The 11970-nt window shown below is 56.4% G+C and carries 9 protein-coding genes; 5 read left to right on the plus strand and 4 right to left on the minus strand.

The window, feature by feature from the left end; translation table 11 throughout:
- The first annotated feature begins 77 nt into the window (after positions 1 to 77).
- Genes minC through minE form a run of 3 tightly spaced genes read left to right on the plus strand, consistent with a single transcriptional unit; the run spans position 78 to position 1914 of the window.
- Positions 78 to 812, plus strand: coding sequence for a septum site-determining protein MinC (gene minC / locus QKW35_RS03495; protein ID WP_282350790.1), 735 nt, complete (start codon positions 78 to 80; stop codon positions 810 to 812).
- 41 nt (positions 813 to 853) lie between these two features.
- On the plus strand, positions 854 to 1663 hold the full coding sequence (minD, locus tag QKW35_RS03500; protein WP_282350791.1) for a septum site-determining protein MinD: 810 nt from the start codon (positions 854 to 856) through the stop codon (positions 1661 to 1663).
- Complete coding sequence (gene minE, locus QKW35_RS03505; RefSeq protein WP_282350792.1) at positions 1663 to 1914, plus strand: cell division topological specificity factor MinE; 252 nt, start codon at positions 1663 to 1665, stop codon at positions 1912 to 1914. The genes minD and minE overlap by 1 nt, the downstream gene beginning before the upstream one ends.
- A 386-nt stretch (positions 1915 to 2300) precedes the next feature.
- On the opposite strand, the gene QKW35_RS03510 is transcribed toward minE, so the two are convergent.
- The 3 genes from QKW35_RS03510 to QKW35_RS03520 form a co-directional block, all read right to left on the minus strand.
- Entirely contained in the window at positions 2301 to 4511 is a 2211-nt protein-coding gene (locus QKW35_RS03510; protein WP_282350793.1) for a CHASE2 domain-containing protein, read from the minus strand.
- A gap of 30 nt (positions 4512 to 4541) precedes the next feature.
- Positions 4542 to 6788 (minus strand): GspE/PulE family protein, encoded by a 2247-nt coding sequence (locus QKW35_RS03515; RefSeq protein ID WP_282350794.1) that lies wholly within the window; start codon positions 6786 to 6788, stop codon positions 4542 to 4544.
- A gap of 133 nt (positions 6789 to 6921) precedes the next feature.
- Positions 6922 to 7788, minus strand: a complete 867-nt coding sequence (locus QKW35_RS03520) for a TraB/GumN family protein (protein ID WP_282350795.1) — start codon at positions 7786 to 7788, stop codon at positions 6922 to 6924.
- A gap of 174 nt (positions 7789 to 7962) precedes the next feature.
- On the opposite strand from QKW35_RS03520, the gene QKW35_RS03525 reads away from it, so the two are divergent.
- Positions 7963 to 8760 (plus strand): response regulator transcription factor, encoded by a 798-nt coding sequence (locus tag QKW35_RS03525; RefSeq protein WP_282350796.1) that lies wholly within the window; start codon positions 7963 to 7965, stop codon positions 8758 to 8760.
- An 80-nt stretch (positions 8761 to 8840) separates the two neighbouring features.
- Here QKW35_RS03525 and QKW35_RS03530 read toward each other — a convergent pair whose 3' ends face one another.
- Positions 8841 to 9962 (minus strand): tRNA-queuosine alpha-mannosyltransferase domain-containing protein, encoded by a 1122-nt coding sequence (locus QKW35_RS03530; RefSeq protein WP_282350797.1) that lies wholly within the window; start codon positions 9960 to 9962, stop codon positions 8841 to 8843.
- A 231-nt stretch (positions 9963 to 10193) separates the two neighbouring features.
- Between QKW35_RS03530 and QKW35_RS03535 the strand changes: the two genes are divergently transcribed.
- Positions 10194 to 11969, plus strand: coding sequence for a DEAD/DEAH box helicase (locus QKW35_RS03535; RefSeq protein WP_282350798.1), 1776 nt, complete (start codon positions 10194 to 10196; stop codon positions 11967 to 11969).
- Position 11970: the final 1 nt, after the last annotated feature.

Consider the following 11970-nt stretch of genomic DNA (forward strand, 5'->3'; position numbering starts at 1 on the left):
TACGGTTTAATGCTAAACCCGCTGAGCCAAGGCTTGGCATGTGTAGTTCCCGCATATATTCCGCTAAGGATAAACCTATGAACGATGCCTGCTTCCAGCTGAAAGGAAGCGCTGTCAGCACGGTTGTACTCGAGCTTTACCACTACGATTCTGCCGCCGACTTCGCCGACTTACTGGGCGATAAAGTGCGTCAGGCGCCACAGTTCTTTCAGCAGTCTCCGGTTGTGATCAGCCTGGAGAAACTGGCGGAAGACCAGACTCCCGATTTCGGTGCCATTGTGGATATCTGTCGCGAGTTTCATCTGCAACCGATGGCGCTGCGTGGCGTGCCGGAGCCATTGATTCCGGCGGCCCGTGAGACAGGTCTGGCGCTGGTACCCAGCAATACCCGTAACACCGAGCTGGACATGAGCCCCCCCGCCGAACCAACCGATGCACAGGCAGCGGTTGTGGTGAAGAAGGTGGTGGAAGAGCGTCTGGTGAGCCACCCCACCAAGATAATCACCCGTCCGGTGCGTTCCGGTCAGCAAGTGTACTCTGAAGGCGATCTGGTGGTGCTGTCACAGGTGAGTGCCGGGGCCGAGGTGCTGGCCGGTGGTGATATCCACATCTACGGCGCCCTGCGCGGGCGTGCGCTGGCCGGTGTTAACGGCGACACCGGGGCAAAGATCTTTTGCCAGAATCTGTCGGCCGAGCTGGTCGCCATCGCCGGTAACTTTATCCTCAGCGACTCACTGCAGAAGAAGTGCTGGCAGGAATCCGCCTATGTCTGTTTGGAAGGCGAGAACCTGCAGGTACACAAACTGCCGTAAAACCTATTTGCCAATAACAAGCGACACCCAGGAGATATAGATTGGCCAAGATTATTGTTGTGACATCCGGTAAAGGCGGTGTCGGTAAAACCACCTCCAGTGCAGCGATCAGTACAGGTCTTGCCCTGAACGGCTTTAAAACGGTTGTGATCGATTTTGACGTGGGCCTGCGTAACCTGGACCTGATCATGGGTTGCGAGCGCCGCGTGGTGTACGACTTCGTCAACGTGATCAAGCAGGAAGCGACCCTGAACCAGGCGCTGATCAAAGATAAGCGCACCGACAACCTGTACGTGCTGCCGGCCTCCCAGACCCGCGACAAAGACGCACTGACCCAGGAAGGTGTGGAAGCGGTGCTGAACGAGCTGTCTGAAAGCTTTGATTACATCATTTGCGACTCCCCGGCCGGTATCGAGAAAGGCGCGCAGATGGCGCTGTACTTCGCCGATATGGCGATCGTGACCACCAACCCGGAAGTCTCTTCCGTGCGTGACTCCGACCGTATCCTGGGCATCCTGCAGAGCAAATCCCGCCGCGCCGAGCGTGGCGAAGCGGTAGACGAGTTCCTGCTGCTGACCCGTTACAACCCATCCCGTGTGGAAGCCGGCGAGATGCTGAGCGTGTCTGACGTAGAAGAGATTCTGGCGATCCCGCTGCTGGGTGTCATCCCGGAATCCGAAGCGGTGCTGAAAGCCTCCAACGCCGGTGTACCGGTCATTCTGGATTCTGACGCGGATGCCGGTCAGGCATACGACGACGCAGTACAGCGTCTGCTGGGTAAAGAGCTGGAACACCGCTTCCTGCAGGCACCTAAGAAAGGCTTCTTCCAGCGAATTCTGGGAGGCCGTTAATGAGCTTCTTTGATTACTTCCGCAGCAAAAAGGAGCCAACCTCCGCGGCATTGGCCAAGGAACGCCTGCAGATCATCGTCGCGCACGAACGCGGTAAGCGTAACAATCCGGATTACCTGCCGCAGATGCAGCAGGAGATCATCGACGTGATTAAGAAATACGTATCGATCGATCAGGATCAGGTGAGCGTGCAGCTGGATAGCAATGATGATTGCTCTGTTCTGGAAGTGAATGTAACGCTTCCGGATTGATCGGTATTTCCGACATCCGTTGTAGGGCAGCCCTTCAGGCTGCCGGCACCCTAAAGGGGTGCCCTACATATACAATACCTGGTTCCCATGGTCCTCCGTGGGAACCCATACTGCTTTCGGGAAGGTAGGACGTGTTCTGTAACGTATGCATTCCCACGCAGAGCGTGGGAACGAGTTCTACCTGGTTCCCTGCTCCTCCGTGGGAACCCATACCGCTTTCGGGAAGGTAGGACGTGTGCTGTAACGTATGCGATCCCACGCAGAGCGTGGGAACGAGTCCGATGAATTGGCACATTGCCAACCTATGCATACTGTAGGGCAGGCTTTAGTCTGCCGGCAGCCTAAAGGCTGTCCTGCGCAGCTTGATAACGGGTCGCGCAGGTTAATCACTTCGAATCATGATTATGCACCCCATCCCAACCTTCGGATGGCACATGCATCTGCTGCTCAATCCGGTCTCGATACAAACGAATCAACGTCTCACTGATCACCTCAGCATTCAGGGCGCCCAACGCCTCCAACGCCTCGTCCCAGCGCTGCGCACGGTAATCGGTAAGCATCGCTTCAAACTGTTCAGCCTGAGCCAGCACAGCGGCATCTAACTCGGCGGCCACGCCCAACGGCTGATACAACACGACAGGTTCAGCACGCCCCTTCACCCGTGCACGGTCCAGCTCCATAAAGCGGTATTCCGTTATCCGCTCAACCAATTCGCCGCTCACCAGCACCGATACACCGTAGAACTTGGTCAGGCTTTCCAGACGGGAAGCGAGGTTTACCACATCGCCCATCACTGTATAGGCCATACGGAAGCTGGAGCCCATGTTGCCCACGTTCATCTCGCCGGTGTTGAGGCCCATACCGACTTCGATCTCCGGCAGGCCTTCGCGGCGCAGCAAGTTGTTCACGTTGTGGATCTCCGCCTGCATCTGCATGGCGGCATCCAGCGCGTGGCGCGGGTGTTCAGGATCAGCCAACGGTGCGCCCCAGAACGCCATGATCGCATCGCCGATGTACTTATCCACCGTGCCGCGATGACCGTGAATCACCTGGGTCATCGGTGTCAGGTAAACGTTCATCATGCGCGTGAGCTGTTGTGGGGAGAGAGACTCCGACAAGCCCGTGAATCCCCGGACATCGGAGAAAAACACGGTCATATCGCGGCTTTCACCCTGCAGTTGGGCTTCGGCGCCTTCGGTGTTCAACTCGTCCACAATCTCCGGCGGGATATACTGCCCAAACACGTTGGCCAGCTGCATACGGTTGCGGGTTTCGAAGAAGTAACCGGTAGTTTGCTGGAAGATAAACAGCAACACTACCAGAGCCAGGGTGTAACCGAGTGGGATCACCCACATCAGCTCGGTCCAGGCGTAGAAGTTGAGCACCACCAGCATACTCGCCCAGATCGCGGTGAGGATCGCGCCGCGGGTCACAGAGAGGCGAGGGATCAGCATCGACATCAGCAAACCACTGATCAGCAGCTGCACCAGTTCGACCGCCACGGTGTAGTCAGGCTGATGGCGGATACGTTCATCCAGCATGCCGGATAGGATATTGGCGTGCACTTCGACACCCGGATAGCGATTGCTCATCGGTGTTACACGCAGATCAAACAATCCCGCGGCGGTGGTCCCCACCAGCACAATGGCACCGTCCAACGTGGCCGGATCAGCTGTGCCGCGCAGTACATCGGTGGCGGAAACATAAGGGAAACTGCCCTGCTCACCACGGTATGGCACCAACACGTTGCTGCGCTCATCCACCGGAATTGGGATACCCGCCACATCTACAGCGGTGATCGCGTATAGCTCGCCGGAGGCATCCGCTTCCAGCACGGATGTGACTTCGGTTTCACCAAACAGCGCCATCATCATCGCCAAAGCCAAAGAGGGGTAGTACTGATCCTGGTAACGCTGCAGCAACGGTACCCGCCGATACACACCATCGGCATCCACCGACGGGTTATCAAAGAATCCACTCCAGAGGGTACGGGCCTGCAATAGAGGCAGGTTGCCAATCACCCCCTGCGCGGTGGGGATCGGCAGCTCCTGCATCTGTTCCATGGCAGGTACAACCGGCGCGGCAATGGCGCCTAGCTGTTGGGTATGAGACTTCACCAGGGTGCCATGATCAAACGGGAAGCCCAACACCACCGGCCGCGAGTCAATCGCGCTCGCAAAACGTTGATCGGGATAGAGGTAGGTGGAAAGGTTAAGCAGCTCCTTCAGGCTCAGATCCGCTTTGCCTTCCGAGATCTGTTGCAGGGTATACTGGCTCAGCTGGGTATCGGGCTCAGAAAACACCACGTCAAACCCCACGATGGCTGCGCCGTATTGCTCAAACAATTGATCAACCAGTGCGCCCACCTTGTCGCGGCTCCAGGGCCAGCGTCCCTCCTTTACCAGGGTTTTTTCATCCACGTCGACGATTACGATACGCGGGTCGGGTTCGTTCACCAGGGTCTGTTGCAGGCGCAGGTCGTAGAGGTCCAGTTCGAAGCGTTCGAGCAACAACGGACGGTTGCCGGTGAGGACCGGGATCAACACCAGCAGAGTGACAACCAGGCCAAACAGTATGCGGATCTTGCGCTGGTTCATCCCTGCGTCTCCCTGTGATGATGATCGGACTTAGTCCGCCGCGACACGCTTCAGCTGATGGTAATCCAGTTCACCGGCAAGGATCTTATCCACACCGTCCGCCAGCAAGGTGGTCATCCCCTCCTCCATCGCCTGACGGCTGATCTGCCCCACATCGGCGTTGAGGTTGATCAGTTCGCGGATCTTGTCGCTGGACACTAGCAACTCATGGATCGCCATACGCCCACGGTAACCGGTGTTGCCACACTCGGAGCAGCCTTTCGGTTTGTAGAGCGTGGACTGGGGGGTGAGCAGCAGGTTGGAGTCGCCGGACTTGCGCACCAGCAGCTCCACCTCTTCAACACTTGGCTGGTACGGTTGCTTACAGCTGCTGCACAGTTTACGCACCAGACGCTGTGCCACCACGCCCACCAGCGCTTCGGAAAAGTTATCCGGATCAAGCCCCAGCCCCAGCAGGCGGGTGATGGTTTCCGGTGCGGAGTTGGTGTGCAGAGTCGACAGCACCAGGTGACCGGTCAGTGCTGCATCAATGGCTGCTTTGGCCGTTTCACGGTCACGCATCTCACCGATCAGGATCACGTCCGGATCGGCACGCAGGAAGGAGCGCAGTGCAGCGGCGAAGTCGAGGCCGATCTTCGGTCGCACCTGTACCTGCATCAGGCCGGACTGGGTGATCTCCACCGGGTCTTCGGCGGTCCAGATCTTGCGATCCGGCGTGTTCAGTTCAGAGAGAAGCGCGTGCAGCGTGGTGGTTTTACCGGAACCGGTCGGCCCTACCACCAGCAACAGTCCGTGTGGACGGGTGAGTAGCTGTCGCAGTTCACGTGCATTGCGGGCGTTAAAGTTAAGGCGACTAAACGGAATTGGCTCGCCGCTTTGCAGCAGTCGCAACACCATCGCTTCACCGTTAACCGTTGGCAGCGTGGCCACACGAAACTCAAGCTCGCGCCCCTGAATCCGAACGCTGAATTTACCATCCTGTGGGATGCGGCGCTCGGAGATATCCATGTTCGCCATGATCTTGATACGTGAGATGATGGCGCGGGTGTGGTTGGCCGGGATCTGAATACTTTCCTGGCAGTCACCGTCGATACGCAAGCGTACGCGGGTAGGCTCGCGTCCTTTGCCCGGCTCGATATGCACATCGGAGGCTTCCCAGCGCTTGGCATCCAGCAACAGCTGGTTCACCAGTTGCACAACGTCGGAGCCCTGACCGTCCAGCTCGTCAATCTCTTCGATCTCACCCAGCCGATCACCGCTGCTGGCCAACAGCTCGACCTCATCGGTCTCTTCGTTGCTGTCCTGGAATCCCAATGCAGCCAAACCCAGGTACTGGTGAATATCATCCACCAGCCCGACACAGATACGGACCTTACGCGTTCCCAGCAGATGAGAGACAGCCAGCACGCGGGCGGTATCGTTCGGGTCATCGATCAGAATAATGACCTGATCGTCGCTGTGACCGTCGGTAAGCAGCGCCAGGTTATTGCTCTTCAGGTAACTAAGCTTGATGTTTTCGCACACCGGATGGATGCGGTAATGATCGGGCTCGTAAGGGACAAACGGCACCTGGTAATAACTTTCCAGCGAACGTCCGATCTGTTGCGAGGTCAGCTTGGCGTTGTTGCGCAGCAGACGGGTAAGCGGATACGCGCTGCTCGACTGCTTGATAAAGTGTTGCAGCTGATAGGGTTCCAGCAGCTGCTCGTTGAGCAGGTATTCGTAGGGGCCGTTGGTACAGCCAAAATCGGTACGAAACTTCTGCGCCAGACGCTGGGCAAACGCTTCCGCTTTTTGCAGATCGTTTTTGTCGAAGCTACCGCCTTCCACGCGGTTAATGATCTGCAACACCCCCAGAAGCACCTGCTTGTGCTCAATCGGCACCACCACCATCGATTTCGACTGGAACGCGATGTTGGCAGTAATGCTGTTGTTGTAGCGCAGGTTGGGATGGATCTTTTTCAGCTCCTGATCGTCTTCCACCTCTTTGATCAGCAGCGGCTTACGGGAAAACGCCACATAGCCGGCGATTGAGGTGGTGCTCACCGGTACTCGAATCTCGGTGAGGTCATCACCGCTTTTACAGCGGGAGAAAATATCGGTGCTGGCCAGGTTACGTTGGTAAACGGTGATACGTTCCGCTTTAAACAGACGTAGGATTGCATGCTCAACCAACGGGAAGGCATCGGTAAAACTGCTGGACTGATTGATCAGGCTCAGGACTTCGCTCAGGCTGGCATAAAACTGCGGCGCATCCGGCAAGACATCTTGGCTCATATATAACCTGGCACTTCTAAAATTCCGACAGTCCAGATTCTAAAGAGCGGTGGGCACGGTGAAAAGTATAAGTTATTAGCTTATAGGGGTGACCCGAGCGGGCACCCGGGTCAGGCAGGTGAACTCGATCTGACTACTGCAACTGCTGAATTTGGTAACCACGATCGGCCAGCTGCTTGAGCAATCCCTCAGGCCCCAACAGGTGAGCCGCTCCGACCAGCACAAACTCCTGTTCTGGTGTATCGAACATCTGCAGAATCTGTGGCATCCAGTTATTGTTACGCTCCACCAGTAGTTTTTCATACAACTGTGGATAATCCTTGGGCGTGGTACTGATCACCGCCTGTTCCAGCGCTTCCACGTTACCTGTTTTCCAGGCATCGATTATGGTGCGCAGCCCCTCACGGGTTTTGTCGGCGTCAGCCAGGGTCTGAGTGATAAACTGGTCTTCAACTCCGTCCCCCATGCCTGCCACATAGGTCAGGTGCTCATCGACCGTCTCCAAGCCAACCACGGGCTTTCCACCGGCCAGGGCGCGGGCATAGAAAATCTTGTCCACCCCCTCGTTTTGGATCTTCGCCTTAGCCAGTTCAAGGCTTAAAACGGTCAGCGCCACACCTGCCGGTGTAAGGCGGTCAAACGTCTGTACCGGAATCCGCTCCTTAGCCGCGTACTCTTCCAGCATTTTGTAGGTTTCAGGCTTGATCACATCTTTCAGCACACGCCCATCGGTATAACTGAGCATCGTCAGTAAACGCATGGCGTTTTCCGGATGTGTCAGTTTTTCAATATCCGTTTCCAGCACCAGCACATCGGTGTTGTCGTAGATGTTATGGAAGGCAGCCGGCAGCGGTAGATCGCTTGCCGACAGCACGTGAATTGTCCCACCCAGGTACAACCGGTCGCCATCCTTGTCGACCTGCCAAATGGAGGTATCTGCCTGAGCAACACTGCATGCCAGCATCGCCCCGGAAAACCAGGCTAACAACAGCTTTTTCATTCCTTTTTCTCCTGTCGTAGGAAATCTACGCTTCAGCATAGCAGTCCTGAGCCGATAACAGCATACGCAACACAAATGTCACGGATCGCGGTGATCATCCGCATTCTAATACACGCCGTTTTAGGCTATGTTTATGATTCCCAAGCGAATAGCACACTTTTTGAGGTTGTATTAATGGAGCGTCTGTCGCAGAGTGACCTGAATATTCTGCTGGTTGAGCCTTCGGCCATGCAACGCAAGGTCATTGAAAATGAGCTGAAGCACGAACAAGTGACAGCGATTGATCAGGCTGCCACGATTGCCGAGGCCCTGCAGAGTATCAGCGCGATCCAGCCCGATCTGATCGCCAGCGCGCTCTATTTTGAAGACGGCACAGCGCTCGATCTGCTGCGCGAGGTCCGTGGTCTTTCCGAGTGCGCAGGCACCCCGTTTATGCTGGTAACCAGCGAAACCCGCCTGGCACAGCTGGAAGTATTCAAGCAATCCGGCGTCATTGCCATCCTGCCAAAACCGTTTAGCCGCCAGCACCTGAATAGCGCCTTGAGCGCCACCGTTGAGCTGCTCTCTCCGGAAGAACTGGAGCTGGAAAACTATGACATTACATCGTTAAAAGCACTGGTTGTGGATGACAGCAAGATGGCCCGCAAGATGATCACCCGCGTACTGGGCAACCTGGGCGTGAACGATATTATCGAGGCGGAAGACGGTGCGGAAGCAATCGCAACCCTGACGGAAACCGATGTGGATTTCGTGGTAACCGATTTCAACATGCCGAACATCGACGGTGCCGAGCTGACCGCCTATATCCGTAACAGCGACCGACTGTCGTCGCTGCCGGTGTTAATGGTGACCTCCGAGCAGGACGAAACCAAGCTCAGCCACATCAACCACTGCGGTATCGATGCGCTGATCGACAAGCCGTTTTCACCAACCGAGGTGAAGTGCCTGCTGCATCGGTTGTTGGATAATTGATCGGATAGCTGCCCTGTTTTGTTCATTGGATTGGGATTCTGTAGGGCAGCCTTTAGGCTGCTGGCAGCGTGAACGCTGCCCTACAACGTGGCTTCTATGGCCTTCTGGTAATCCGCCCGTAGCGCACTCCAGCTCAATCCACTGATATCAGGTGCGGTAACCTTTCCATCCTTCAACTGCCCCACCAAGCCAACAATCCGATCCAGCGCCGCTTTCGCTTCGGCCTCCAGATCATCGCCACAATCCCGGTAGATGAACTGCTGTTCAAACAGCTCTGGATACACCTCGCGACCTGGCAATACCGGCATACAACCCAGCGCGACTGCTTCCAGCACCGACAGCCCCTGAAACTCATGGGTTGCGGTCGACAGAAACAGATCCCCGGCCCGTAACCAGCTCAGGTACTCGTCCCGGCTTTCAGCATAACCAAACTGGTCCAGCCGGTGAGCAAACTCCGACTCGATAAGGTCAAAATCCCGCGGGCTATGGCGGAAACGCTCACCCAATACACAGAGACGATAATCGACACCTTGCTGCTCCAACATGCGTAGAATGGCTAATAACCGATCCGGCCCCTTATCAAACTCCCAGCGTGCCGCCCAGACCAAACGCAATGGACGACCGGCCAACGGTGAGTCATCCCAGGCAATGTCCGCAGGCTTAACCACTGGCTCAAACAGATTGTCCGCCAAAGGCACCGGCAACACGGAAGATCGCGCTTCCAAGCGGTCGATCACCCCGGCAGGCACCTGATCCGGTATCTTTTTCAGCAGTTTCCGGGCCCCCGTCAGGAAGGTATCGCGGTTGTAGTGGGTGTTGAACAGCACCCGATCTGCGGCCAGTGCTGTGTAGATGTTGAGGATCTTGGGTTCGACCGAGCCAAACTCTCGCCCAGACTCGGGGTAGGCAAACTGGTTTTCGTGGAAATACACCAGTGTGGGGATAGAGGCCAGTTTGGGCACCAGCCCTTTCAGCGCAGACAGGTCGGTCATGGAGGTGGCGATAATCAGATCGAAGTCCCGGGTCAGGAGCTCCTGCTCGCCGAACGCCCAGCTCAGACTGTTACCACGAATGCGCCAGGCGAAGTAGCGTGGCGGCAACGTCAGTACCTGCCAGTCGTGCTCGGGAAACTGTTCCACCAGCCCTTTGCGCCAGTAGATATGGCTGGCCGCGTCATACGCGGAAAACAGCAGAATCTTCACTGAAACCGATTCCTGTTGGATTATTTTCAGGCGCCATCATACCCCATCGGTTTACAAAAACCGGCTGAACATGGCTCACTTTCCGTTAAAAGTCCCACAAAATGGGTGTTTTCACGGTCTCAACTGGACATTTACAGAACTCTTACTGTAGAATTCGCGCCTTTACACCACTCCTGACAGGCTCCCTCTGCGAGCAATTGTCTCTTTTATTGCATAACAGGTATCCATTTAATGTCCGAATCTGGCACCCAGCCGACTTTTACCTCTCTTGGGGTTGCAGAGCCTATTCTGCGTGCACTTAACGAGATTGGTTACGAAACACCTTCCCCAATTCAGGCGGAGAGTATCCCACCGCTGCTGGAAGGTTCTGATCTGCTGGGTATGGCACAGACCGGTACCGGTAAAACCGCAGCCTTCGCCCTGCCTCTGCTGACCCGTCTAGACTTCAGCCGTCGCGAGCCACAGCTGCTGGTGCTGGCTCCAACCCGTGAGCTGGCAATCCAGGTTGCGGAAGCATTACAGAGCTATGCGAAATACATCCCGGACTTCCATGTTCTGCCGATCTACGGTGGCCAGAGCTACGAAACACAGCTGCGTCAGCTGCGTCGTGGAGTACAGGTAATCGTGGGTACGCCAGGCCGTGTTATGGACCACATCCGTCGTGGCTCCCTGAACCTGGACAAGCTGGAATCCCTGGTGCTGGATGAAGCGGATGAGATGCTGCGCATGGGCTTCATCGACGACGTGGAGTGGATTCTGGATCACACCCCGGAAACACGTCAGATCGCCCTGTTCTCTGCAACCATGCCACCACAGATCAAGCGTGTGGCGCAGAAGTACCTGAATGACGCTAAAGAGGTGAAGATCGCCGCGAAAACCGCGACTGCGACCACCATCACTCAGAAATACTGGCGCGTTAGCGGCCTGCACAAGATGGATGCACTGACCCGTATCCTGGAGCTGCAGCAGTTTGACGCAATGCTGATCTTCGTACGCACCAAGTCTGCGACCGAAGAGCTGGCTGAAAAACTGTCCGCCCGCGGTTACGCGGCAGAAGCCCTGAACGGCGACATGTCTCAGCAGCAGCGTGAGCGCACCGTTGAGCGACTGAAAAGCGGTAAAACCGACATTCTGATCGGTACCGACGTAGTTGCCCGTGGTCTGGACGTTGAGCGTATCAGCCACGTACTGAACTACGACATCCCGTACGATGCCGAGTCTTACGTACACCGTATCGGTCGTACCGGCCGTGCAGGTCGTACCGGTGAAGCGATCCTGTTCGTTGCACCACGCGAGACCCGTATGCTGCGCACCATCGAACGTGCGACCAAGCAGCCGATCGAGCGCATGGACCTACCGTCCGTAGGTGACGTTAACGAGAAACGTGTAGAGCGTTTCATGCAGCGTATCAGCGATACCCTGGACAACCAGGACATCGCACCATACCTGGATCTGCTGGCTGACTACCAGAAAGAGCACGATACCGATCCGATGAACATCGCTGCGGCGCTGGCAGTGCTGGCACAGGGTGACCAGCCTCTACTGATGGAAGAGCCACCGGCGCGTCCTGAACGCGAGCGTCGTGATCGCGATGATCGGGGGGACCGAGGTGATCGGGGAGACCGAGGAGACCGTCGTGGCCGCCGTCGTGACTTCGATAAGAACGCGAAGCCGCTGAAAGGCCGTCCTGACATGGATATGGAACGTTACCAGATCGCTGTAGGTCACCAGCACAACGTTCAGCCTAAGAACATCGTAGGCGCGATTGCCAACGAAGGTAACATCACTGCATCCCTGATCGGTCAGATTGAAATCTACGATGATTTCTCTACCGTTGATCTGCCATCCGGTATGCCAAAGACGACCTTCCAGAAGCTGAAGCGCACCTTCGTATGTGGCCAGCGCCTGAACATTCGTCACGCTGACGAGCAGGACGACCGTCCTAAGGGCCGTGGTCCTCGAAAACGTCCACAGGGTGGCAAGCGTCCACCACGTGTTGACGACTGAT

Source organism: Pontibacterium granulatum (assembly GCF_029961155.1).
Taxonomy (GTDB): domain Bacteria; phylum Pseudomonadota; class Gammaproteobacteria; order Pseudomonadales; family Balneatricaceae; genus Pontibacterium; species Pontibacterium granulatum.